A 24,345-nucleotide genomic window follows, 5' to 3' on the forward strand; every position below is an offset into this window, starting at 1 on the left:
CTGCACAGTTCTGTCACAAACCTTGAGTAAGTTAGCCGCTCACGCAGTAGGAGAGAGCGCTGAAATGAATGCCGATATCAACCCGATCTACACGCGCCCGTTCCACCCGACGCGGGTTAGTGGTGATGCGATCCATGCGCTGGCGCTTTGGTTGAAGGCAAACGGCTCGCGACAGGTGAGGCAGCAACAGCCTGATGTGCGCAGTGTCATGAGTGAGCGCTACCCGGCGGGGTTGTTCAGTGAGGATGAGTTGCTGGCGTTGTGCGAACTACTGAAAACCTGAAGAACACCTGAAGAACACCAAGATCAACTGTGGGAGCTGGCTTGCCTGCGATGGCGTTCTGTCAGTCAGCGGCTTTCCAGCAGACACACCGCTTTCGCAGGCAAGCCAGCTCCCACACTGACCGAGTGAAATTTAGAAGTTGTAGGTGCCTGTTGCCCGCAGGCTCGGTGAGCTAGTGCAAAAACTGAAGACCACTGAGATCAATAGTGGGAGCTGGCTTGCCTGCGAAGGCATTCTGTCAGCCAGCGACTTTCCAGCATATACACCGCTTTCGCAGGCAAGCCAGCTCCCACATTGACCGAGTGAAACTTAGAAATTGTAGGTGCCTGTCACTACCAGGCTACGTGGCTCGCCCGGTTGGATCTGCGCTGCGCTGGTGGCCGAGGCGTAGTAGTTTTTGTCCGCGATGTTGTTCAGCGCCGCACGCACGTCCCATTCTTTCTGGCGGAACCCGGCCAGTGCGTCCCAGCGACCATAACCAGGCAGCACCACAGTGTTGAGGTTGTCGGCATAACGGTCGCCCACCAGGGTCAGGCCGGTTTCTGCGTACCAACCCATCTCCGGTTTCCAGGTAATAAACAGGCTGGCGTTACGCTTGGCGACGTCGCTGATGCGTTTGCCTTCAAAGCCGTTGTTGTCCTTCACCACCTTGGCATCCTGCAGGCCAATGCCGCCGCGTACATACCAGTTGCCGACGACTTTGCCGGTGGCGGTCAGCTCCACGCCGCGTGAGCGTTGTTCGCCGGTGAGCAGGGTGATGGTGCGGTCCAGTGGGTCGCTGGTGCGGCGGTTGTAGAGCTCCAGCTCGTACACGGCCAGGGTGGTGCTCAGGCGGTCGTCGAGCCAGTCGCTTTTAACCCCGATTTCCTTTTGCTTGGTCAACTCGGGGCTCAGGTCGTTGACGGCGCCTGCAGCATTGGGGGTGATGCCGATCAAGCCGCCGCCGGCTGGCGAGAAGGTCTTGCTCCATGAGGCATAGAACGAGTGGTGTTCCAGCGGCGTCCAGACCAGGCCGATGCGCGGGCTGGTGCTGTGGCTGTCGACCGCCTGCTGGGTGTTGAGCAGCTTGCTGGTGGTGTCCACTTCAAAGTGGTCGTAACGCAGGCCGGCCAGCACTTGCCATTGATCGTTGAGGCGCAATTGGTCCTGCACGTAAAGGGCGCGGCTTTCGACTTCGGTGTGGTTGTTGCTGGAAACACTCATGCGCCCGGTGTGGCTCAAGTGGCGGTCGGGCTGGTTGAGGTCCAGGCTCGGCACGGCCTGGCCGCCACGGTTGGTGGCGGTGGCGCTGTACAACTTTGGATCACGGCGCTGGCTGCCCAGCTCCAGGCCGGTGAGCAGACGGTGCTCCAGGCCGAAAGTGTCGAACCCGCCTTCCAGCTCAAGGTTGTTGAACACGTTGCGGGTGTTCAGGTCTTGTTGCCAGCGCTGGCGCGAGACTTTGTTGGTTTTTGGGTCGTAGCCGACCTGGTAGGTGTTGTCGAAATCGCTATCGAGCTTGAACACGCCGAGGGTGTGGCGCAGCTGCCAGTTGGCGTTGAGTTCATAAGCCAGCTTGGAGCGCAGGGACTGGGATTTATCGTCGATGTAATCGCGACTATCGAAGTAGGTCGTGATGCGGCTCACATCGGCCGGGCGGCCGTTGACCCCGGGAATGCCACGGTCCGGCGTGCGGTTGTAACGGCTGTATTCGTATTGCACCAGCCAGTTCAGGTCCGGCGTCAGTTGCCAGCTCATCGACGGCGCGAACAACTGGCGATTGCCGCTCACACCGTCGCGAAAGCTGTTGTTGTCCTGGTTGCCCATGTTCAGGCGCAGGCTGATGTTATCCGTTGGGTCGGTGCTGAGGTCGGCATACAGGCTGCGCAGATCCTGGCTGCCACCTTGGGCTTCGATGCTGGAGGTGTGGCCCGCCTGGGGCAGTTTGCTTACGCGGTTGACGATCCCGCCCTGGCCGCCGCGCCCGTACAGCACGGCGGCCGGGCCTTTGAGCACTTCGATGCGCTCGATGTTATGCAGGTCGCGCACGTACTGGCTGTCGTCGCGGATGCCGTCCAGGTAGAAGTCATTGCTCGCGTCAAAACCCCGGATACGCAGGCTGTCGAAGCGTGTATCGGCGCCGCTGCTGACGTTGGGAATGCCGCTTAACGCCTGCCCCAGGTCGTTGGTGCCGTAGGAACGCAGGCTTTCGGTTTTAACCGAGTCGATGGCCTGGGGCACGTAACGCACCGAGGTGGCTGTGCGGGTGGCGGTGTTGGTCTCCTTGACGCGCGGGTCGTCTTCGTCGGCTTCGGCGCTCACCGACGTTTCGGGCAAGACCGTGGCGGCACAGGCGAAACCGGCAGACAGCAAAACAGAAAGCCCAAAAGTGATGGGCGTCAGGCGAGAGGCAGGCATGGGGAATAAATCCAAAAGTGTTGGAAAAAGGAAAGTGCGCGAATGGTAATGCTTTGCATTTGCGCAGGTTATCTATTCCCAAACATACCCTCGTCAAAAATGTTACATAATGTGTTTTCTTGACGAATCAGACGATTTTTCAGGCTCGAGCGAGGGCCTTGGAATGCACCGCTTAGAATTATTTCGCCTAAATACAGACGATTCACGAAATTGACACATAGTTCAACGCGCGCATAGGATTGCGCCCAACGCCTGTGGCTCACCGCCATGACTCATCCAATAAAAAAAGGCCCGCGGCAGTTCAGTCGTCCGCGGGCCTTGTTTTTTCTGGAGGAAGTCGACACCAGAAAAGCGACACGGAGCCTGGTGTCACAGCGCGTACTCAACCAGTAATAAGGAATATAAGAAATGTTGAAGCAACGGATGAGTCTGATCGCTCTGGGGATTTTGAGCGCATCGACAGCAATGGCTAACGACCAGGAGCAATCCAAGGGTTTCGTGGACGACAGCCACCTGAACATCGCAGCACGTAACGCCTACATCAGCCGTGACTACAAAAACGGCAAGCAAGACAAAGCCGAATGGGGCCAGGGCTTCATCGGCAAGTTCGAATCCGGCTTCACCCAAGGCACCGTCGGTGTGGGTGTGGACGTGATCGGCCAATACGCCATTCGCCTGGACGGTGGTAAAGGTCGCAGCGGCGCTGGCGGTATCGACTTCTTCAAGCAAGGCGACAGCGGCGAAGCCGCCAACGACCTGGCCAAGGGCGGCGCTGCCGTGAAGTTCCGTGTCTCCAACACTGTACTCAAGTACGGTGACCAGATGCCGGCTGTGCCTGTGCTGCAGTACGACAACTCCCGTCTGTTGTCGGAAACCTACACCGGTACTTCGATCGTTTCCAAAGAGATCGCCGGCCTGCAACTGGACGCCGGTCACTTCACCAAGGAAGCTCGCAAGAGCGCCGAAGGTTCTGACAGTGGCGCGCTGAAAAGCATCGACTACATCGGTGGTAGCTACAAATTCACCGAAAGCCTGTCGGCCGCGTTGTACGCCTCCAACATGCAGGACGTGCTGAAGAAGCAATACGTCAACGTCAACTACGTGCTGGCCCTGCCAGAAAAGCAATCGTTGACCTTTGACTTCAACGGCTACAAAACCAAGCTGGACCGCAGCTTCGCCCTGGAAAACCAAGGTGATGCGGACGCCCGCGACAACAAAATCTGGAGCCTGGGCGCTACCTGGGCTGTTGGCCCGCACAGCTTCACCCTCGCTCACCAGCGCAGCACCGGTGACACCGGCTACCTGTACGGCGGCTACCGCAACGCTGGCGGTATCGGCGACGGCGGCAATACCATCCTGCTGGCCAACTCCTACTGGTCCGACTTCAACGGCAAGGACGAGCGCTCCTGGCAAGCAGGCTACGGCCTGGACTTCAGCGCCTTCGGCGTGCCTGGCCTGACCTACAACATCGCTTACGTGCGCGGCACCAACATTGACGACGGTTCCAACCGTGGCAGTGGCACCGAGCGTGAAATCTTCAACCAGTTCAAATATGTCGTTCAAAGCGGCCCAGCCAAAGACCTGAGCCTGCGCGCTCGTGCGTCGTGGTTGCGCGTCTCCAACAACGCCAGCAACTACAACGTAGGCGGTAACGAAATCCGTCTGTTCGCCGACTACCCGATCAACGTTTTCTAATTGATCGCACGTCGCGCCTGATGCCAGGCGATAAAAAACCCCGACTGGTTCGGGGTTTTTTTATGCCTTTGGATCAGCGACGGTGATCGTTCCCATGCTCTGCGTGGGAACGCCTCTAGGGACGCTCCGCGTCCCGCCGTCAACGATCAAGGGTGGTTTTTTATCAGTTTTGCGGACGCCAGCGGGAGGCGTCCAATCGTGTAGAAGTACCGCGGGAACTTGTTACACCACATCACTAATGTAGTACTCAAACCCCCATTTATCTCGACTCAGCGCACGCCTAAATTGACCCCACTGCCGGCCCATCACCCCGATGCCCGCCCATTGGAGCCATCACTATGCCCTTCGTCAGCCTGCGCATCACCCGTGACGGCGTGACCCCTGAGCAAAAAGCCCAGGTCATCGCCGAGTTCACCGAAACCCTCGAACGCGTGCTCAACAAGCGCCCGGACCTGACCCACATCGTCATCGAAGAAATCGACACCGATAACTGGGGCTACGCCGGCATCACCACCACCGAATACCGCAAATCCCAAACCCTTACCGGAGAAACAAAATGAGCAAAGTCGTGATCATCACCGGTGCCTCCCAAGGCATCGGCGCCGCTGTGGTTCAAGCCTACCGCGCCCTCGATTACCGCGTGGTGGCCACCTCGCGTTCGATCCAGCCATCCACCGACCCGAACATCCTCACGGTGCCCGGCGACATCGCCGACCCGGCCACCGCCCAGCGCGTCATCCGCGAAGCCCTGGCCACCTTCGGGCGCGTCGACAGCCTGATCAACAACGCCGGCATCTTCATCGCCAAACCCTTCACCGCCTACACCCAGGACGACTACGCCAACGTGCTGGCGGTGAACCTCAACGGCTTTTTCTACATCACCCAACTGGCCATTGCCGAGATGGAAAAACACGGCGCCGGCCACGTCGTCAATGTGACCACCAGCCTGGTCGATCACGCCATCGACGGCGTGCCTTCGGTACTCGCCAGCCTCACCAAAGGCGGGCTGAACGCCGCGACCAAATCCCTGGCGATTGAATACGCCAAACGCGGCATTCGAGTGAACGCGGTAAGCCCGGGCATCATCAAGACGCCGATGCATGGCGAAGACTCCCACGCTGCATTGGGGCAACTGCACCCGGTGGGGCGCATGGGCGAAGTGAGTGATATCGCCCAGGCGATCACCTACCTGGAGAGCGCGGGGTTTGTCACCGGTGAGATCCTGCATGTGGACGGCGGGCAAAGCGCCGGGCACTGATACGCTGACGCGCCTGGCCTAACCCGGCCGGGCGTGGTCATCCCGTCGCGAGCGCCGGAAAAAGGCTTTATAGGCTCGGCTGAACGCGGCCTCGGACTCATAGCCAATCGCAAAATCCACCTCGCCGATGCGACCTTCCTGCTTGGTCGGCGTTGCATGAATAGCCCTTAGCGCCTGCGCGATACGCGCATCCGACAACCAAGCGCTTCTATGTGGGAGCCGGGCTGAACTGCGATAGCGCCCGCCCGGCGAGCCCATTTACCGCTTACTGCTCAGCATTACAGGGCGACGCCAACACCTTCACCACATCATCAATCACCGCCTTGCTCATCTCCTGCAAATAATGCGACGCCCAGGCATAACGGTCCGTCTCCTTCGTCATCGCCGCATCTTCTGCGAGCAACTTGGCGACGTGAAGCAAATCGGAAACGTGGTGCAAGGCTTCATGCAGGGAAACACCGCTGTTGACGCGGAACAGAGGTTGGTCGGAGTGAAAGGAGAAAGGGGGGACGCCGAGGGTGGTGAGTGCGGGTGGGTTTGTTGCGGTCATTGGTGGAACTCCCATATTGAGTGAGAGCAACACGTTCGTTGTGACAACGAATGCGTGGCGCTAGTGGCGCCTGCATCAAATCGGGTTCTCAGGCCCGGTCGCTGGGTGGTAGCGACGGGGGGAGGTTAGCGTGGTGAGGGGTGGGGAGCAATCGGGAAAATTGATGGGTTGTTTTTTCGGTCAGTTGAGGCGGTTCGAATAGGTGGCTGGTGAAATTATTGGTTTTATGAGGGCGGCATAATTATTGGCTAGCCATAATTATGAATAAAACTTGGGAGGCGGGGTGAGGGTGGCTTTTGGTGGTCCGGTGGGTTTGGAGAATACGTCTCCCGGGACTGACGTTGAGCTGAGCAAGGCGTCATAGAAATCGAGATTTGGACTGAGGCAAGCAGCCCGAGATGTTAAGTGTGGACACTTTTTGGGCATTTCGGCCAAAACGGTGATCTGACTTTTTGTGGTTTCCCAAACCTCAGAAACCACAAAGCCCCGCATTTCGGGGCTTCGAGATATGGTGCCGGCACCAGGAGTCGAACCCGGGACCTACTGATTACAAGTCAGTTGCTCTACCAACTGAGCTATACCGGCGTGTTAGGGCGACGATTATAGCGATTGCCAAGCTTCTGTAAACCCCTGAATTCTGACTATTTTTGCAGAAACCAAGGTTTTTTTACGCTCGCTGCTTTTTCTTACCCTCGGGAGCCTCAAATCCGACTCAATTGCCGTCGCCACACTGGTCGGTAAATTTCATGTACGCCAACACCTGCGTCTCGCCTTTAGAGTCCAGGTAGGTCATGCGCGCGTTCACCACGCCGCATCCCGAGCGGGTGTCTTCGGTGGTCGACAGTACCCGTTGGATATCCGGCTTATGACTTGCCTCGGCATGGGCGGTGAAGGTCAGGCCAAGCAGGCTGGCGGCGATTAGGGTTTTCCAGTTGTTGGTGTTCATGGTGATGGCCTCTGAGGAGCAATGGTGGGGTGAGGCCATTGAATGCCGGGGAGGTATCCGGGCTGTGTCGCGCAGGGCAGGTTTTGTTTCGTTGTGTATGGCGTGGGGATCTATGTACTTGTTGATACGAACGGTGAGCTTGTATTGGTTGAAAAACACACAGTGATCGCGTCGTGCGTTGTTTTATAGATGTATATCTCCTGGCAAAAGAACAGCCATAAAAATGGCGTAATGCCGCTCATCTTCAAACCTGGCAGGCGTTGCCCAGGCGCGGGTTTGCCGGCTGGCGACCTTTGGTGAAACCGATGCTGTGCAGCAGCAAAGCCTTAATCGCTGGCTCGGCCAGGACCAGGCATTTCTCGCCAAGCGCCTGGCCGCTTCGTTTCGCCGTTTGGCCAAGATGGACGAGGTGCTCGCGCCGTACCATGCGGGGCGGCGCAGGCCTATGGGCGCGACACGTTTGACCCAGCGTTGAATAGCGGCGGCTGCCAGGATGTAACTGCGTTATGCCGTGCGTTGAGCTTTCGGATGCATCAGCCTGGAAATAGCCATTAAATTGACTATTTACCGCCTATCTAAAAAATGATCAGCTAAAACACCAAAATAATGACACCTGCCTGCGTGTGACACAGAATGCCTCACTAAGACGCCCATAATAAGACCTGCGGTAAGTGCCTGCTTGCCGACCTTCACGTCTTTAGCTGCGTCGTGAGGAGCTGCCCATGAGCCTTAGCGAAGAGCTGTTGACGTTGTTCGGCAAGAACGTCAGCCATGATGCCGAAGGCATCAATGCACGCATGCACGTTTTTGGCAGTGTGCCCGCTAACGAAAACCCCCATTCCCAATCGACTCATCCAGCAGCGCTGCGCCCCAAAGTGGTGGCGTTGGTGTCGATCAATGGTGGTGTCGGCCGCAGCACTCTGGCGACAGCGTTGAGCAGCGGTTTGCAGCGCCATGGCGAATCGGTGGTGGCGCTGGACCTGGACCCGCAGAATGCCTTGCGCCATCACTTTGGCTTCAGTGCGACATTGCCGGGTATCGGCCGTACCAGCCTGGAGCATGGGCAGTGGAGCCCGCTGCAGCAGCTTGGCTTTGCCGGTTGCCAGGTCATAACCTTTGGCGATATCGACATTGAGCAGCAGGAAAGCCTCGAGCGCTGGCTCAAACATGAACCCAGCTGGTTGGCGCAGCGCCTGGCGGCCCTGGGCTTGAGCGAGCGGCAGACGGTGATCATCGATACGCCCGCCGGTAACAACGTTTACTCCCATCAAGCGCTGAGCGTGGCCGATGTGGTGCTGGTTATCACCCAGGCCGACGCCGCCTGCCTGGGTACCCTTGATCATTTGGATGGATTGCTCGCGCCGCACCTCGAGGGTGAACGCCCGCCAGTGGTGCATGTGGTGGTCAACCAAGTGGATGAGAGCAACGCCTTTAGCCTGGACATGCTGGAGGCGTTCAAACAGCGGCTGGGCAAAGCGCCGCTGGAGATGCACCGCGATATGGCGATCAACGAAGCGTTGGCGTTTGCGGCCGACCCGTTGGATAACGCTACAAAGCGGCTGGCTGGCGACGATATCAACGAGATTTGTCGCGTGCTGAAAGCACCGAAAAGAACCGCATAAATCGCGCTTTATGCAGTTAGCGCCAGATGCTTATGCACAATCGGTTGGTCGGGCCTGTCACGAAACAGCCATTTTGTGGAGCCGTTCTCAACACGCTGCAACTGCCTGTTTTGTGTGCGTTTTATTTTGTGAACAAAAAATGACCAGGGTGGGTTTTGGTCTGTAGCGCTGATAACTACGGCCTCTGTAAAGAATTCATCAACAGAGTTATCCACAGGGCGCGTGTAGGAAGTTTCGCCCTTTAATCGCGCTCCGCCAGCACCATCAAGTTGCGCGGCGTTAGCGTAGATTCGCAGAAGGTGCCTATCTCAACCTTGTAGCCCTGTTCTTTCAAGAACAGCGCGCGATCCAAGACCAGCCACAGTTCCAGCGGCCGCCGAAACAATCCTCTGACCAACTCCAGGCTGCGCACCTCGGCCAAGCGCCGCCAGCCGTGTGCCTCCAGCGCCGCCCAATCCTGTTCACCTGTGGATAAATCCTTGAGACGCGCCAGTTCCCGGCAGTAGTCAGCGAAGGGTTTGTCCAGCCAACTGGCAGGCAGGGAAGGCGTGGGCAGGTAATCATCGCAGCCACGCAGCTGGCGTTGCAACTGATCGAAACCCAGGCGCCGGGCCATGGACGTGTCCCGTTGCTGGCGAACGCGATTACCGGCGGTGACGGTTTCGCTCAGCGGTAACCCCAGGTCATCGACCGAAAGCTGTAGTAACGAGGCGCGCCCGGCGGTCGACAAGGCCTGATAGCGCTCGGCGCCGATGCGGTTATAGCAGCAAGGTGCCAGCGCGAGCTGCTTGCAGCCCGTCGCGCTGGCCACGTGCAACAGCCGCACATGCAGATCGCCGCAGGCGTGTAAGGCGACGGGCGTGTGCTCGGCACTGATCCCCACATCGGCCATCACGTCTTGCAGGCGATGGGTGACAGCCAGACCGTGATGGTCGCTCAAGGCCTGGCCCGAGGCGATCAGTGCCGGGTCGTACTCGAGGCAGGTCAGCTGTTGGCCAGGTTGCAGCAAGCGCCGGCCGAGGTGGCCTTTACCGGCGCACCAGTCCAGCCAATGCTTGGGGGTTGCGGCAAACTTCAGCGCGGCGCCGAACGCTTCAATTTGCTGCCATTTACGCCCTGGCACATCCACGTTCAGGCGATGGCGGGCAGGCTCCAGCGTGTGTGCGGGTAACTTATCCACAGCGCTGAGCTGCGCTGCCTGAAAAGCCAGCTGTGGAAATGGCGCAGGCGCCGGCAGGTCATAGGGGTGGTTGTGACTGGCTTCGGCATCGGCCAGCGAGCGCTGGCGCAGCCATTGGGCCAGCTCGGGGTGCTGGTGTTCCCAGGGTAAGTGCAAGTGCGTAAAGGGCCGTGGTCGCCACAGCCCTTGGTGCTCGATTAGAAACGCATCCAGCGCCGCAAAGCGAGCCTCAACGTCCCTGGCAAGCATCGACGCGCAGCCAGCGTTCGAGCAGTTTGAAGCCGCGCACCAGGATGTAGGCCATCAGCAGGTAGAACAGCCCGGCGGCGAAGAAGATCTCCACCGGCAGGTAGGTGCGGGCGATGATGGTGCGCGCCATGCCGGTCAGTTCCAGCAGGGTGACGGTGCTGGCCAGGGCGCTGGCCTTGAGCATCAGGATCACTTCGTTGCTGTACGCCGGCAGGCCAATGCGCGAGGCACGCGGCAGGATGATGTAGAACAGCGTCTTGGGTTTGGACATGCCCAGGGCGCGCGCCGCTTCGATCTCACCCGGCGGGATGGCCTGGATAGCGCCGCGCAGGATCTCGGCGATATAGGCGGCGGTGTGCAAGGTCATGGTGGCCGTGGCGCACCAGAACGGATCGCGCAGGTACGGCCACATGAAGCTCTCACGCACGGCATCGAACTGCGCCAGGCCGTAATAGACCAGGAACAACTGCACCAGCAGCGGCGTGCCACGGAAGAAGAAAATATAGGCGTAGGGCAGGGCGCTCACGTACCAGCGGCGCGAGGAACGCGCGATACCCAGCGGAATCGCCAGCAGCAGGCCGGCGATCACGGCGATGGCCACCAGTTCCAGGGTCAGGGTTGCGCCTTGGGCCAGTTTGGGCAGCCACTTGATGATCACGGCCCAGTTCAGGCCCAGGTCGAAGTGCGATAGCCAGCTGTAGTCACCGCTCATTGGGTGCTCCTTGCAAAGCCGCGGGCGGCGCGTTTTTCCAGGAAGTACATGCCCGTCATGGCCAGCACGGTGAGGCCCAGGTACATGAAGGCTGCCACCATAAAGAAGGTGAACGGCTGCTTGGTCACGGTCACGCCGATTTGTGCGTGACGCATGATTTCTTCAAGGCCGATCACCGACACCAGCGCGGTGTCTTTCATCAGGATCATGAACAGGTTGCCCAGGCCCGGCAGGGCGATGCGCCACATCTGCGGCATGATCAAGCGGGTGAAAATCCGCACCTTCGACAGGCCCAGCGCCACACCGGCTTCGCGGTGGCCTTTGGGAATGGCGAGAATCGCGCCACGGAACACTTCCGTGGCGTAGGCGCCAAAGCACAGGCCCAGGGCGATAACCCCGGCGGCAAAGGCACTGAGAGAAAGGTCGGGGTTACCGAAAAACTCGCCCAGGGCACGCATCAGGTTGACGGTGCCGAAGTAAATCAGCAGCACCCACAACAGCTCGGGAATGCCACGAACGATGGTCGAGTAAGCACCGCCCAGCCATTGCAATGGCTTGTACGGTGAAGTCTTGGCCAAGGCGCCGGCAAGGCCCAGCACCAGCCCCAGGCACAGGGCCGTGAGCGCCAGTTTGACGGTCATCAGCGCGCCAGCGGCAAGCGCCGGGCCGAATCCGTAGAGATCGAAATTCATGGTGTTTTCATATCGCGGCAGGCATTGCTGAAAGCCGGCGCGCTACTAGTAGAAGCGCGCCGGTCAGGCCGTTCAGATCATTCGATGCTGAACGGGAAGTACTTGTCGTTGATCTTCTTGTAGGTGCCGTCTGCCTTGATCTCTGCCAGGGCTTTGTTCAGGCGCTCGCGCAGCGGGTCGCCCTTGCGTACGGCGATACCGATCTTGTCGCTTTCTACCACCGGGTCGCCTTTGAACTCATAGGCCGAACCGTCTTTGCTCTTGAGCCATTCGTACTGCACGTACTTGTCGGCGAGAATCCCGTCCAAACGGCCGGAAGTCAGGTCGAGGTAGGCGTTTTCCTGGGTGTCGTAGAGCTTGGCGGTGGTGTCCGGCAGCTTGTCTTCCAGGTAAGTACCGGCCAGCGTTGCGCGCTGTGCGCCGATGATCTTGCCTTTCAGGTAACCGGCGTCGGTCTTGAAGTCGGCTGTGGCTTTAGGTGCGATGAATTGCAGCTTGTTGGAGTAGTACGGGTCGGTGAAGTCGACGGCTTGCTTGCGCTCATCGGTGATCGACAGCGAAGACACCAGGAAGTCGAACTTCTTCGCGTTCAGGGCCGGGATGATGCCGTCCCAATCAGACACATACACTTCGCATTTTTCGACTTTCATCTTGGCGCACAGGGCGTCGCCGATGTCTTTGTCAAAGCCCACGACGTTGCCGCTGGCGTCTTTATTGTTGAAGGGCGGGTATGCCGCTTCGATCCCCATTTTCAAGGTTTCTGCCATGGCCGTGGCGCTGAACGCCATCGAAACGGCCGCGGCCAGAAGGAATTTTTTATAGTTCTGCATGCATGTTGCTCCGTTAGCGGTTGCTGGACATGAATTGTTTGCAGCGCGCCGAAAGCGGGTTTTCAAACACCTGCTGTGGCGATCCTTGCTCTTCGACCAGGCCCTGGTGCAGGAACACCACTTCACTGGAAACCTGACGGGCAAAGCCCATTTCATGGGTGACCAGCAGCATGGTGCGGCCTTCTTCGGCCAGCGCGCGGATCACATTAAGTACTTCCTGGACCATTTCCGGGTCAAGCGCCGATGTCGGCTCGTCGAACAGGATGACCTTGGGCTGCATCGCCAGGGTGCGCGCAATGGCCGCGCGTTGTTGCTGGCCGCCGGACAGTTGCGCCGGGTAGGCGTGGCGTTTATCGCTGATGCCGACCTTGGCCAGCAGGGCTTCGGCCACTTCTATCGCTTCGGCCTTGCTCTGGCCGAGCACACGGCGGGGCGCCTCGATGATGTTGTCGAGGATGCTCATGTGCGGCCACAGGTTAAAGTTTTGAAACACAAAACCGATTTCGCTGCGCAGGCGGTTGATCTGTTTGCCGTCGGCGGCCATCAGTTCGCCGTTTTTCGCGGCTTTTAGCTTGAGCTCTTCACCGGCCACCAGGATCTGGCCCTGATGCGGGTTTTCCAGCAGGTTGATGCAACGCAAAAAGGTGGACTTGCCGGAACCGGAGGAACCCAGGATCGAGATCACGTCGCCGTCGCGGGCGGTCAGCGAGATACCTTTGAGTACCTCCAGCTCACCATAGCGTTTATGCAAGTTGCGGATTTCAAGCGCGGGCGCGGCCTCAGCCATGTGCGGTCCTCATTGTGTTCAGTGCATTCTTGCTGTTGGGCCGCCTTCCTGGCGAGGCGCCAAGCTAGCATAGCGTTCGGATGGCAGCCAACAGCGCTGCGGACGGTTAACGGGTGGTCTGCGGCAAGGTGTCGCATCGGCACAGCAGCGTGTCGCGCTATCAACAACCTACAGACGTCTGAACCCGATAAATCCACAGGCTTCGCGTAAAAAAGGGCGCGATGGTGCCAGCTTTGGCCGGGTGTTGGAAGGGTTAACCGGGCAAACGGTCCTTATCAGCCCTTTTATGGAGCGTCCCGTACTTTTTGTGTGTGTTTTTGGTGCGTATTTTCGTGTCGCAGTTGGGTCGCACGGTAACGCTATAGCGGAATGCCATTGTTCTCAATGACTTGCGTGAGCTAATGAATTGTCCTACAGCCCGCGTCAATCGCGGCTCTGTAATATTTTGGCGCAAATCTTGCGTAAAAAATAAAGAACGCCCCGTTGGTTTCTTTTCACGAGAAGGATCGCAGGCCGGGCGGACCGTTTTCGCAATTCCTCGCAAAGGTGTGTCAATGAGTAGTACGCAAAGCTCCAATGACCTCGAACAGGGGCTCAAACCGCGTCACGTCACCATGCTGTCGATTGCCGGCGTTATTGGTGCCGGTTTGTTTGTCGGCTCCGGCCACGCGATTGCAGCCGCCGGCCCCGCCGTACTGCTGGCGTACGCCGCTGCGGGCACGCTGGTGGTGTTGGTGATGCGCATGCTCGCCGAAATGGCCGTGGCCTCCCCGGACACCGGTTCGTTCTCCACCTATGCCGACCGTGCGATCGGTCACTGGGCCGGTTTCACTATCGGCTGGTTGTACTGGTGGTTCTGGGTGCTGGTGATTCCACTGGAAGCCAACGCCGCCGCGACCATCCTGCATGCCTGGTTTCCCGATGTGGCGATCTGGGCGTTTACCCTGATCATCACCTTGCTGCTCACGGCCACCAACCTGTTCAGCGTGAAGAACTACGGCGAGTTCGAGTTCTGGTTTGCGCTGATCAAAGTCGTGGCGATCGTAGCCTTTGTGATTCTGGGCCTCGCGGCGATCTTCGGCTTCCTGCCGACCAGCCAGGTCAGCGGTGTTTCGCACCTGTTCGACACCCAGGGCTTCATGCCTAATGGCATGGGTGCGGTATTGGCGGCGATCCTGACCACCATGTTCTCGTTCATGGGTACCGAGATCGTCACCATTGCAGCGGCCGAATCGAAGAACCCTGGCCAGCAAATCACCAAGGCCACCAACTCGGTGATCTGGCGGATTGGTTTGTTCTACCTGCTGTCGATCTTCATCGTGGTGTCCCTGGTGCCATGGAACGATCCGACCCTGGCGGCGGTAGGTTCCTACCAGACCGTGCTTGAGCGCATGGGCATCCCGAATGCCAAGCTGATCGTCGACCTGGTGGTATTGGTAGCCGTGACCAGCTGCCTCAACTCGGCGCTGTACACCGCCTCGCGCATGCTGTTCTCCTTGGGCCGTCGCGGTGATGCACCGGCCGTGGCCAAGCGCACCAACAAAAGCGGCACGCCTTACTGGGCAGTGTTGCTGTCGACGGGTGCTGCGTTCCTGGCGGTATTCGCCAACTACGTGGCGCCGGCTGCAGTGTTCGAATTCCTGCTGGCCAGCTCCGGCGCTATCGCGTTGCTGGTGTACCTGGTGATCGCCGTATCGCAACTGCGCATGCGCCAGAAGCGTACCGCTGCTGGCGAGAAAATTGTCTTCAAGATGTGGCTGTTCCCGGGCCTGACCTACGCGGTGATGGTGTTCATCGTCGGCACGTTGACCATCATGCTGTTCCAGGAAGCCCACCGTGTCGAGATCATCGCGACCGGTATTCTGAGCTTGTTGGTAGTGCTGGCTGGGCTGATCGTGGCGAGCCGTCGCAAGGCGCAGAAGGTAGGCGCTGCGGTACTCAATTGATGTGATGAACTGCGGTGCGCAGTGCGCCGCAGTTCAAAAAAAGTGTGGGAGCGGGCTTGCCCGCGATGACGGGCTGGCAGTCGATAAATTCCTCGCCTGACACACCGCCATCGCGGGCAAGCCCGCTCCCACAGTTGTTTTGTGTCAGTCCTGGGAGTTGGCCAGCGCCTGGGATGCCGCCACGTAATCGGCCTGGAACTGCGGGGATTCAATCCACGCCAGCGCCGCTGCTTCATCCTCGGTGTCCGTCGCCCACTGGCGATACTCGATCAGCGCCGCCAGGATAAAATCTGTCGCGTCTTCTTCGCCTTCCTGCTCCAGCACCACGGCCAACAGTGGGTGCGCCAGGAATGCAGCACACAACGCTTGCTGGCTGCTCTCGCCGGCTGCGCGCATCTCGACGAACAACTCGGTCAAATCCACCGACTCAAGGTCAATGCGGCTGTCGTCGCCAGCGAACGCATCCGGCTTGGTCGCGACGGCGCGCTGGCTGCGGTTTTGCTTGGCCTTGGCCTTGGCCCGGTGGGCACGTTTTTGCTGCTTGTTCGGCGAGGCCATGGGCTCAACGTCCTTGGGTTCTTAATCGGGGTGGGGTATTGAAGCGCAGGTTGGGGGAAATCCCAAGGAAATCTAGACGCGCACGCCGGGTGTGCCGGGCGCCAATTCGCCTTTCTGCAGCCATCCCAGCGCAATCGGCCACAACCGGTCCTGATATTCACTGCGAAAGAAGGCGAAATGCCCGACGGCTTTTTCGCCGATATCCCCGGGCGCGATTCGCAGGTGAGTGCGCGCGCTGTTTTCAAAATAGCCCAGCAGCCGCTCAATAGCCGCCACAGTCCCAAACGGATCGTCGGTGATGCTGATGGCCAGCAACTGCGCCTTCACCCGGGCAAAGGGCAGCGCGCCCAGGCCGCGCCCGCTGGGGCGCGTTTCATAGCGCGGTGTCGGCATGCTCCAGTCGCGCACCACGCCTGCCGGCGTGTCCTCCAGCCAGCCCATGCGCTTGCCGGGGAAGTAGCCGCACAGGGCCGTCACCAGCGGCATCACCACATGCCACTTGGCAAACATGCGCCAGCGTCCGCTCGCCGCGTAATCGCGCCAGTACGCAAACTGCGCGCCGACCGTGACGATGCGCCGAATCACTGCGCCGCAAGCACCGAGCCCTGCCGCGCACCCTCCAAAACTGTGGCCGACCACATCAATCGGCTGCCCCGGAAACTCCCGCTGTGCGCGCTGCAGCATCGCCTCGAAATCCAGCACGCCCCAATCTGACCACGACGCCTTGAAGCCTCGCAACGCGCCGCTGCGGGATTCGCCGATGCCACGGTAGTCGTAGGTGATCACGTCGAAGCCGTTGGCAAACAGGTAGTCGGCGAAGCGTGAATAGTGGCGGCAGCGGACCGAGGTGGCGGCGTTGATGATGACGACCGGGCGTTCGAAGTCGGTGCGCGGGTGGCGCCAGGTGAAGCCGCCGATTGGGTAGCCGTCGGCAGCGGGCTCGCAGAATGTTTGTGGGGCAGGGCGGGTGGGCAGGTTCATGAGTCGGCTCGATACTTGCGCTTTTTGGTACGGGCTTGATCCGCGCGCTTTTATAAGAAGCCGAAACTAACAAATTTAGCGCGTGATGGGCGCAGGAAATGTCGCGATGCTCGACCTCGGCGCTCCCGGTGCTTAGGCTTGCGATCAATTGATCAACCAGAGTCAGCCCATGACCCGTGACACCCTCGAACACAACCAAATCCCGATCTACTTCGTCGCCGTGCTCCTGGCGGTCGCATTTGGCGTGTTCGCCCCTTTGTCAGCCCAAGGTCTTGGCGTGCTGGTCACGCCTGCCATCGCAGTGCTGATGTACGCCATGTTCCTGCAAATCCCGTTTCTGGACTTGCGCCAGGGTTTAGGCAATAAGCGCTTCATCGGCGCATTGCTGCTGGCCAATTTCATTCTGGTGCCCTTGCTGGTGTGGGTGTTGACCCGAGGCCTGGTGGAGCGCCCGGCGTTGTTGGTGGGCGCGTTGCTGGTGTTGCTTACGCCGTGTATCGACTATGTGGTGGTGTTTACCCATATCGGTAAGGGTGACTCGCGGCTGATGCTGGCGGCGACGCCGGTGTTGTTGTTGCTGCAATTGGTGCTGCTGCCGGTGTACCTGAGCTTCATGCTGGGCGCCCAGTCCGCCGTGGTGGTGGCGGTGGGGCCGTTTGTCGAGGCGTTCCTGTTGCTGATTGTGCTGCCGATGATCCTGGCGGTGCTGACCACCTGCCTGGCGCGGCGCTCAAGCGCTATCAATGTTTGGAACAACGCCTGGGCCTGGCTGCCGGTGCCGGCGATGGCGTTGGTGCTGTTTGTGGTGATCGGCTCGCAGATCACTTCGGTGGTGCGCGATATTGCGTTGTTGTTGCCGGTGATCCCGGTGTACCTCGGCTTCCTGTTGCTGGCGCCGCTGATAGGCGCGCTGGCTGCGCGGTTGTTTGCGTTGCCTGCTGTTACCGCGCGGGCGGTGACCTTCAGTGCTTCGACGCGCAACTCATTGGTGGTGCTGCCACTGGCGTTGGCCCTGCCTGAAGACGTGCGCGGGCTGGCCGCAACGGCGGTGATCCTCCAAACCCTGCTTGAGCTGGTGGGCGAGCTACTCTACATCCGGCTGATTCCCGCGCTGGTGTGGCGCGCCGGTCGATAAGTCCATAAATACTCGGATTTGTTCAGGCGTTATTCAGGGGTGGAGTCGGCACCATGGAGTCGGCGTACCCCACCTGAAAGGACATTCGATGGATCACCGCAGCCGTTATCGCCTGGAGTCTCTGGGCCTGTTTCTGATCGCTTTATTGCTGTTTACCTTGGGTATCTGGGACGAGCAACCCCAAGGCTTTGACGGGCGCTGGGCGTTGTTCATGCAGGAAATGTTTCGCCATGGCGCGAGTCTTTTTCCTACCACCTACGGCCAGCCGTACCCGGACTATCCCGGCACTGCGACTTTCTTCAGCTTTGTGTTTGCCCGCCTGTTCGGCGCGCCGAACCACCTGGCCAACGTACTGCCGACGGCCCTTGCTGCGGCGGGTGTGATCGCCCTGATCTATCGCCTGCTGGTACCGTTCAGTCGGCCTTGGGCATTGCTGACGGTGCTGCTGACGCTGCTTACCACCCAATTGCTCGATAAGTCGCGCTCGGTCTGCCTGGACCTGATGGTCGCGCTCTTATGCGTAGGCAGCTTCTACCTGCTGCACACGGGCGAGCGTCTCGGGTCACGGCTTCGACAGTTGGCGGTGTTCCCGTTGTTTGTGCTGGCCTTCGCGATTCGTGGGCCTTTGGGGCTTATCGAAGTCTGCGGCGTGGTGTGCGTTTACTGGGCGTTGGGCAAGCCGGGCGAGCGGGTCAAGCAGGTGTTGATCCATGGTTTTGTCGGGCTGCTGTTGCTCGGGGCCTGCTGGTGGGCGCTGATGAAGCTGGCGCGTTTCAGCGGTGGCGAGGCCTTTGCCGACGATGTGTTCAGGATGCAGGTCAGTGGGCGCCTCGACGAGTCCGGCGAGCCGTTCTACTTCTACTTCAAGCTGAGTTTGTATCGCTATTTCCCGGTGGTGCCGTTGGCGTTGGCGGCGATGATCGCGCTGCGGCATCGCTGGTCTGAGCGCTGGGTCAACGAAGACGTGCAAATGGTGGTGCGGCTGGCGGCCTGTGGCCTGATGATCCTGCTCGGGCTGTCGGTGCCGCACTTCAAGCGCGCTTACTACATTCTGCCGATGGTGCCGATGTTTGCCGCTGTCGCTGCCTATGGGCTGCTCCAGGCGCAAAACTGGTTCGTCGGCGTGCGCCGCTGCTACGAATGGCTTGTCGTGGCGCTACCGGCGTTGTGCGTGGTGGTGTTGTTTATCTGCCGGCACACCTGGCAGAAGCACGGTTACTGGCCCGACGTGTCGCTGCCGCCGTTGATTGGCGTGTGGGTGGTGCTGCAAGTGGCGGCGCTGATTGCCTGGCGTCGCCCGTTGCGCCTGGTGTGGCTCAGTGTGATCGCCTTGGCGGCGCAATGGTTGCTGCTGGTGGTGGTGATCGACCCGGCCAAGGACCTGCAATACGACACCCGCAAGTTTGTCAGCCAGGTAGAGGCATTACGTGCGGCGCAGCCGGGGCCATTGGTGTTTGTCGACCTTGGCCGCGACACCTGGGCTATCCGCTACATGATGAACCTGACGTACGATGAGCAACCGCTGTTCGTCGCCGGTAACGAGCCTGAGAAGCTCGCCACCCTGCCGCGTCCATCCTGGGTGCTGGTGCCGCGCAAAGAAGCGGCGCTGCTCAAGGGCACGCCGATGCAGCAGCAGGCGCCGAACTTCGAAGGGCGGCTTAACGACAACCCGCTGATGGTGTTTCTACTGAAGTAGCCAGGCGCCTACTTGCACTGGTAGCCCTCGGGCATCGTCACGGTGTAGTTGCGCTGCACGCGGTCCTGGAAGTTGAGGTTCTGCAGGCCCTGTTCGACCAGGAACGCTTCGATCTTGGTGGCCTGGCAGTCTTCGTTGTAGGACATCACCCGCAACACGTACACCGCGCGCCGGCTTGCTTCGTCACGCGCGGTGGCGGTGAAGGTAGTGAGCGTGGTGTAGCCGGTGCGCTCCGAGGTGCCCACCGGGCCGTAGGTGGTGTTCGGCTTGCTGGTGCAGGTCAGCTGGTCGGCTTTCTTTTTGTTCTTCTTGCACTCGGTGGTGGTGCTGGTGGGCACCTGGCCGTAATCGGTGGCGGTATAGCGGTAAGTGACCTGCTTGCTGTCGACGTCCAGGATGATGGTCATTTTGATTGGCCCATGGTTCTTGGGCAGGCTGGCATCGGTGTACACCTCGCGAAAGCCCTGGTCCTTCATGGCGCTGACCATGTCCCGCAGGTAATAGCGGGCATTGAGCGTGTTTTGCGCGCTGCCGCCCACGGACGTGGTCACCAGCACCAGTGCCTGTCGATCAAAGTGATAGTCCGGATCGGGGGTTGCGTTGATCGAGACATCCATTTGTGTGGCGCAGCCACTGAGCAACGCCGTCAGCAGCAACAGCGCGCAGATCAAGTACCGGTTCATCAAATAACTACCTTGCAACAGAAAATTCAGTAACAGCTAAACGATCGAGCAGCGGGATAAATAACCCTCGGGTGTGAATCGGGCGGGGCATTGGCCCGCGGCCACTAAATCGCAGGCAATAAAAAACCCCAAGGAATCATCTTCGCTTGGGGTTTTTCGGTATTAGTGGTGCCCAGAGACGGAATCGAACCGCCGACACGGGGATTTTCAATCCCCTGCTCTACCGACTGAGCTATCTGGGCAACGGGGCGCATTAAACGGGTTTTTCAGGGGGTCGTCAAGCAAGTTTTCAAAAAATATTTAATTATTACCGTCGCTTACGTGCCGACCCCGGTTTTTGATCAATTATTGAGCAGGCGGCACGTAACCGTCGGCCTTGGCGTAATCCTCGCCGGAAAAGAACTTGTCCATTTCGCCCGCCAGGTATTTGCGATCTTCGCCGTTCATCATGTTCAGGCGTTTTTCGTTGATCAGCAGGGTCTGGTGTTTCAGCCAGTCACCCCAGGCTTGGGCAGAGATATGCTCGAAAATGTCCTGGCCCTTGGCACCTGGGTACGGAGGGCGTTCCAGGCCTGGCAGTTCTTCTTTGTACTTGCGGCACATTACGGTGCGGGTCATGACGAAACTCCTGCGTTCAATACGTCGGCCGCGCGCTTCAGCAGTTTTTTCACCGGGGCGGCAAGGCCCAGGCGCGGCGGGGTGGCGAGGTTATACCAGAGCCAGTCGGCCTCGGCCACGTGATGGGCGGATTCCTCGACCTGCACCAGCCAGGGCTCGATGGCCAGCTGGAAGTGGCTGAAGGTGTGGATCAGCCCTGGCAGCGCCTGTTGCTCGCCCAGTGCCAGCGCGTGCTGGTTGGCGAGGTGTTCCAGGTCTTGCAGGTCATCGAGTTCCGGCAAGCTCCACAAGCCGCCCCACAGGCCCGTGGACGGGCGACGGTAAAGCAGGATCGCGCCCTCGGCGTTGGCCAGCAGTGGCATCAGCGTGCGCTTTTGCGGGATGGTCTTGCGTGGCTTGGGGATCGGGTAGCGTGTTTCCAGGCCGAGCATGTGGGCTTCGCAGCCTTTTTCCAGCGGGCACAGCAGGCAGCTTGGCTTGCTGCGCGTGCAGAGGGTGGCGCCCATGTCCATCATTGCCTGGGTGTAGGCGTTGACGCGGTCGTGGGGCGTAAAGCGCTCAGCGGTGGCCCAGAGCTGTTTCGCGACCTTGGGTTCGCCGGGGTAGCCCTCTTGCGCAGTAAAGCGCGCCAGCACGCGTTTGACGTTGCCGTCCAGGATCGGCGCGCGCAGGCCCATGCTCAAACTGGCGATGGCGCCGGCAGTGGACAGGCCAATGCCAGGCAGCTCAGTGAGTTTTTCCACATCCTTGGGAAATTCGCCGCCGTATTCAGCAACGACAATCTTGGCGGTCTTCTGCAGGTTACGTGCACGGGTGTAGTAACCCAGGCCGGTCCACAGGTGCAGCACTTCATCTTCCGGCGCGGCGGCCAGGGCTTCGACCGTCGGCAAGGAAGCCATGAACCGGTCGAAGTAATTGAGCACGGTGCTCACCTGGGTCTGTTGCAACATGATCTCCGAGACCCACACCCGGTAAGGCGTGATGCCCTGTTGCCAGGGCAGGTCATGGCGACCGTGGCGGTCGTACCAATCCAGCACCGCCTGTGAAAACTGCTCGTTTCTCATCGTTTGAACAGGCCTTTAAGGGCGTCTTTAAGCTGCGGATTAACCTTGTCGAGCTTCTCTTCGATTTTGTCGCTGAGCTTGTTGCCGGCGGCTTTGATGGCGACCTGGGTCAAGCCGTCCTTGTCCAGGCGGCAGGCCTTGGCGCCCAGCTCCAGCGGGCCACGGCAGCGCAGCGGCACTTCGATGTTCTGGAAGTTGGCGCCGACCTGGCAGGCCGGGTCCGGCACGTCGCGCTGGTCGCCTTCGACGATGATGCCGACGCGGTAGTCCATGCCCAGCACACGCAGGTCGACGTCACCGTTGCCGTTAACCGCCAGGCCCGGGATGCGCACTTTGAGGTCCGGGTTGCTCGCCACGCCGTTACGGAAGTTAAGCGTGCCGCGCAGTTCCTGGAACGGCGTGTCCTTGCCCTGTGGCGTGGTGCTCAGGGTTTTGCGATTGAGCAAGGCGATGCCGGTGCACAGTTGTTGTTCAATGTTGGCGTTGAGCAGCGCGCCGTTAGTGATCACAAAGCTGGCGGTACCGTTGAGGCTGTCGATCAGCGCCTTTTGGCTGTTGCCACGGCCGCTGAGGTTGCTGTCGAGGGTGACCTGGCCTTTGACCGGCGGGTTTTGCCCCTGGGCTTGCAGGATGCGTTCAACCGGCACTTGTTTGATGTGGGTTTGCAGCGCCAGCAGCGGGATGTCCTGGCGCACATCGAGTGTGCCGTTGGCCTGGAAGGTGCCGTTGTAGAGGCCGCCGCTCAAGGTGTCGAGCTTGAGCTGGCCATCGGCGCCGGAGGCTTTGAGCGCTGCATTCTGGATCGGCAGCTTGCTCAGGGTCAGTTGCCCAAAAGCCAGGTCGGCGTTGACGTCCAGGGTGCGCAGGCGGGTCAGTGGCAGCAGTTTGTCGGTGCTCCACGCGCCTTTGGTCGGGGCTTCCGGCAGTGGTGTGGTGCCACCGGCGGCCATGGCGCCAGCTTCGCTGTTCTGCACTTCGGCCTGGCGGGCAGCGGTTGCACCTTTGGCCGATTCGGACTTGGCCGGCAGGTAGTTGTCGGCGTTGAAGGTGTCGCCCTTGAGCTGCACGCGCAAGGCTTGCTTGGCGAAGTCATCCACGGCGATGCGACCGGTAAAGGTGCTGCCGTCGAGTTTCAGGTTCAGGTCTTCCAGCGCCACGCTGGTCGGGGTGCCCTTGAGGCGGCTGACCAGCTCGACCTTGCTCAGGCTGCCGTCAGCCATGGGCGGCAGCGGGTGGCCGATGCTGTCGAGGAACTTGGCCAGGTCAAACTGGGCAATCGACAACGCGCCGCTGACTTGCGGGGATTTGTTCAGGTCATTGACCTTCAGTTCGCCCAAGGCGCGCAGTTGGTTGGCGGAGAGCTTGAGGTTGGTCCACTCGGCGATGTTGGCCGCCAGGTCCACCAGCAATTGGCCCTGGGTGGAGAAGGTCACGGTCTTGCCTAGCAGCGGCTCGCCGGTGGCTTCGCCGCTGAGTTTCATGTCTTCGAACTGGTAGCGCTGCAGGGCACGCTGGATGCGCAGGTTGCCGTTCAGTTCGGTTTTGACGCGCATCAGCGGCTGGTTGCTGCCCAGGAATGCAGTGAGTTTGAGTGGAATACTCGCGCCTTCGTGCACGGCGCCGGCGCTCAACTGGATGCTTTCGGCACTGAACTGTTTGCCGGTCTGTTCATCGTTGTATTCAACGCGGGCGTTGTTGATGGTAAGGCTGTCGATGTCCAGGCGGATCGGCTTGGGTGGCTTCTCCGGTTCGGGTTCGGCAGGGGCTTGCGCTGGGGCAGGGGCGCTGGCGATTTCGGCCGCGTCGGGCACATTCTTGCCGATGTCTTCCCAGTTGCCGTGGCCTTGCTTGTCACGGTTAAGGCGCAGGTTGAGGCCTTCGACACGCACATCGCTCATCTGCACTTCGCGGCGCAGCAGTGGCAGCACGCGCACCGACAGGCCGAGCATTTGCAAGTCGGCGAACGGTTGGGTCGGGGTGGTCAGGGTTGCCACGCTGGCTTCGTGCAACTCAAGGCCCAGCCAGGGGAACAGGCTCCAGCCAATATCGCCATTGAGCGTCAGCTCGATGTGGGCCTTGTCGCGGGCAATCTGGCGAATCTCGTCTTTGTAGTCGTTGGGATCGAAGAGGTGGGTCAGGGCAAAGCCCAGGGCCACAATGATCAGCAACAGCCCGAGGAGTACCAGACCCAGGATTTTGCCGAACGCTTTCATGGGCGAGTCCTTGTATGTCGATTTCAAAATTTAGCCGCAGAGTATAACGCCCGAAGGCCTGCGTCAGTTCACGCATCGTTACATTGTATCCAGGGACGGCAAAATAGGATTTTGCCGTCAGGCAGATCAGGTTGAGTGAAAAAGGTGATGTCAGTTTGGTTTTTCTGTCATCCACTGGTGCTAATCTTCGCGGGTTCGTCTGTCGTCTGCGACACAGCGTCGCGCTTAAAAGGAGCTTTACTCAACAACA

The 24,345-nt window shown here is 59.8% G+C and carries 23 protein-coding genes and 2 tRNA genes; 9 read left to right on the forward strand and 16 right to left on the reverse strand.

Translation table 11 applies throughout. The annotated features are described in order from the left end of the window. The first annotated feature begins 64 nt into the window (after positions 1–64). The gene (locus HU759_RS02425; protein WP_017135392.1) at positions 65–283 is read left to right on the forward strand and encodes a hypothetical protein; all 219 of its coding nucleotides are present in this window, start codon (positions 65–67) and stop codon (positions 281–283) included. Positions 284–592: 309 nt separating this feature from the next. Here HU759_RS02425 and HU759_RS02430 read toward each other — a convergent pair whose 3' ends face one another. Then, entirely contained in the window at positions 593–2,680 is a 2,088-nt protein-coding gene (locus HU759_RS02430; protein ID WP_170039548.1) for a TonB-dependent siderophore receptor, read from the reverse strand. A gap of 408 nt (positions 2,681–3,088) precedes the next feature. Here HU759_RS02430 and HU759_RS02435 point away from each other — a divergent pair, with 408 nt between their 5' ends. From HU759_RS02435 to HU759_RS02445, 3 genes are all read left to right on the forward strand, one after another. Further along, on the forward strand, positions 3,089–4,375 hold the full coding sequence (locus HU759_RS02435) for an OprD family porin (RefSeq protein WP_017135394.1): 1,287 nt from the start codon (positions 3,089–3,091) through the stop codon (positions 4,373–4,375). A gap of 338 nt (positions 4,376–4,713) precedes the next feature. Next, positions 4,714–4,935, forward strand: coding sequence for a 4-oxalocrotonate tautomerase family protein (locus HU759_RS02440; RefSeq protein ID WP_170039550.1), 222 nt, complete (start codon positions 4,714–4,716; stop codon positions 4,933–4,935). Next, on the forward strand, positions 4,932–5,633 hold the full coding sequence (locus tag HU759_RS02445; RefSeq protein ID WP_169986650.1) for an SDR family NAD(P)-dependent oxidoreductase: 702 nt from the start codon (positions 4,932–4,934) through the stop codon (positions 5,631–5,633). Before HU759_RS02440 ends, HU759_RS02445 begins: the two co-directional genes overlap by 4 nt. Positions 5,634–5,898: 265 nt before the next feature. On the opposite strand, the gene HU759_RS02450 is transcribed toward HU759_RS02445, so the two are convergent. From HU759_RS02450 to HU759_RS02460, 3 genes are all read right to left on the reverse strand, one after another. Beyond that, complete coding sequence (locus HU759_RS02450; RefSeq protein ID WP_170039552.1) at positions 5,899–6,183, reverse strand: DUF3077 domain-containing protein; 285 nt, start codon at positions 6,181–6,183, stop codon at positions 5,899–5,901. Positions 6,184–6,692: 509 nt separating this feature from the next. Continuing rightward, a tRNA-Thr gene (locus HU759_RS02455) sits at positions 6,693–6,768 on the reverse strand. Between the two features lie 127 nt (positions 6,769–6,895). After that, positions 6,896–7,129, reverse strand: a complete 234-nt coding sequence (locus HU759_RS02460; RefSeq protein WP_099549510.1) for a DUF2790 domain-containing protein — start codon at positions 7,127–7,129, stop codon at positions 6,896–6,898. Positions 7,130–7,439: 310 nt separating this feature from the next. On the opposite strand from HU759_RS02460, the gene HU759_RS29790 reads away from it, so the two are divergent. Both HU759_RS29790 and bcsQ read left to right on the forward strand, forming a co-directional pair. Then, positions 7,440–7,604 carry a hypothetical protein gene (locus tag HU759_RS29790; protein ID WP_225933023.1) on the forward strand — a complete coding sequence of 55 codons (165 nt, stop codon included), beginning with the start codon at positions 7,440–7,442 and terminating at the stop codon, positions 7,602–7,604. Positions 7,605–7,851: 247 nt separating this feature from the next. After that, positions 7,852–8,751, forward strand: a complete 900-nt coding sequence (gene bcsQ, locus HU759_RS02470) for a cellulose biosynthesis protein BcsQ (RefSeq protein WP_186617980.1) — start codon at positions 7,852–7,854, stop codon at positions 8,749–8,751. Between the two features lie 241 nt (positions 8,752–8,992). On the opposite strand, the gene HU759_RS02475 is transcribed toward bcsQ, so the two are convergent. The 5 genes from HU759_RS02475 to HU759_RS02495 form a co-directional block, all read right to left on the reverse strand. Next, a complete protein-coding gene (locus HU759_RS02475; protein WP_186617978.1) occupies positions 8,993–10,180 on the reverse strand; it encodes a methyltransferase in 1,188 nt (395 codons plus the stop codon). After that, positions 10,161–10,850 carry an ABC transporter permease gene (locus tag HU759_RS02480; protein ID WP_026013808.1) on the reverse strand — a complete coding sequence of 230 codons (690 nt, stop codon included), beginning with the start codon at positions 10,848–10,850 and terminating at the stop codon, positions 10,161–10,163. Before HU759_RS02480 ends, HU759_RS02475 begins: the two co-directional genes overlap by 20 nt. Positions 10,851–10,888: 38 nt before the next feature. Next, positions 10,889–11,584, reverse strand: a complete 696-nt coding sequence (locus HU759_RS02485) for an ABC transporter permease (protein WP_017138658.1) — start codon at positions 11,582–11,584, stop codon at positions 10,889–10,891. 77 nt (positions 11,585–11,661) lie between these two features. Further along, the gene (locus HU759_RS02490; RefSeq protein ID WP_017138657.1) at positions 11,662–12,414 is read right to left on the reverse strand and encodes an ABC transporter substrate-binding protein; all 753 of its coding nucleotides are present in this window, start codon (positions 12,412–12,414) and stop codon (positions 11,662–11,664) included. A 13-nt stretch (positions 12,415–12,427) separates the two neighbouring features. After that, on the reverse strand, positions 12,428–13,201 hold the full coding sequence (locus tag HU759_RS02495) for an ABC transporter ATP-binding protein (RefSeq protein WP_017138656.1): 774 nt from the start codon (positions 13,199–13,201) through the stop codon (positions 12,428–12,430). A 554-nt stretch (positions 13,202–13,755) separates the two neighbouring features. Here HU759_RS02495 and gabP point away from each other — a divergent pair. Beyond that, positions 13,756–15,147 carry a GABA permease gene (gene gabP / locus HU759_RS02500; RefSeq protein ID WP_099549508.1) on the forward strand — a complete coding sequence of 464 codons (1,392 nt, stop codon included), beginning with the start codon at positions 13,756–13,758 and terminating at the stop codon, positions 15,145–15,147. 144 nt (positions 15,148–15,291) lie between these two features. Here gabP and HU759_RS02505 read toward each other — a convergent pair whose 3' ends face one another. Together HU759_RS02505 and HU759_RS02510 are read right to left on the reverse strand one after the other, a co-directional pair. Beyond that, the gene (locus HU759_RS02505) at positions 15,292–15,705 is read right to left on the reverse strand and encodes a hypothetical protein (protein ID WP_186617977.1); all 414 of its coding nucleotides are present in this window, start codon (positions 15,703–15,705) and stop codon (positions 15,292–15,294) included. A gap of 72 nt (positions 15,706–15,777) precedes the next feature. After that, the gene (locus tag HU759_RS02510) at positions 15,778–16,686 is read right to left on the reverse strand and encodes an alpha/beta fold hydrolase (protein ID WP_186617976.1); all 909 of its coding nucleotides are present in this window, start codon (positions 16,684–16,686) and stop codon (positions 15,778–15,780) included. A gap of 169 nt (positions 16,687–16,855) precedes the next feature. Here HU759_RS02510 and HU759_RS02515 point away from each other — a divergent pair, with 169 nt between their 5' ends. Further along, a complete protein-coding gene (locus tag HU759_RS02515) occupies positions 16,856–17,821 on the forward strand; it encodes an arsenic resistance protein (protein WP_186617975.1) in 966 nt (321 codons plus the stop codon). Positions 17,822–17,909: 88 nt separating this feature from the next. After that, positions 17,910–19,517, forward strand: coding sequence for a glycosyltransferase family 39 protein (locus HU759_RS02520; RefSeq protein WP_186617974.1), 1,608 nt, complete (start codon positions 17,910–17,912; stop codon positions 19,515–19,517). Between the two features lie 8 nt (positions 19,518–19,525). Here HU759_RS02520 and HU759_RS02525 read toward each other — a convergent pair whose 3' ends face one another. The 5 genes from HU759_RS02525 to HU759_RS02545 form a co-directional block, all read right to left on the reverse strand. Then, positions 19,526–20,200: a hypothetical protein gene (locus HU759_RS02525; RefSeq protein WP_176991709.1), complete on the reverse strand. Its 675-nt coding sequence runs from the start codon at positions 20,198–20,200 to the stop codon at positions 19,526–19,528. A 166-nt stretch (positions 20,201–20,366) separates the two neighbouring features. Beyond that, positions 20,367–20,442 (reverse strand) — tRNA-Phe (locus HU759_RS02530). A 103-nt stretch (positions 20,443–20,545) separates the two neighbouring features. Next, complete coding sequence (locus tag HU759_RS02535) at positions 20,546–20,818, reverse strand: oxidative damage protection protein (RefSeq protein WP_017138649.1); 273 nt, start codon at positions 20,816–20,818, stop codon at positions 20,546–20,548. Then, entirely contained in the window at positions 20,815–21,882 is a 1,068-nt protein-coding gene (mutY, locus tag HU759_RS02540; RefSeq protein WP_138449385.1) for an A/G-specific adenine glycosylase, read from the reverse strand. Before mutY ends, HU759_RS02535 begins: the two co-directional genes overlap by 4 nt. Beyond that, on the reverse strand, positions 21,879–24,095 hold the full coding sequence (locus tag HU759_RS02545) for an AsmA family protein (protein ID WP_170039573.1): 2,217 nt from the start codon (positions 24,093–24,095) through the stop codon (positions 21,879–21,881). The genes mutY and HU759_RS02545 overlap by 4 nt, the downstream gene beginning before the upstream one ends. Positions 24,096–24,345 lie beyond the last annotated feature (250 nt).

Origin of the sequence: Pseudomonas sp. OE 28.3 (genome assembly GCF_014268205.2) — a bacterium.
Taxonomy (GTDB): Bacteria; Pseudomonadota; Gammaproteobacteria; order Pseudomonadales; family Pseudomonadaceae; genus Aquipseudomonas; species Aquipseudomonas edaphica.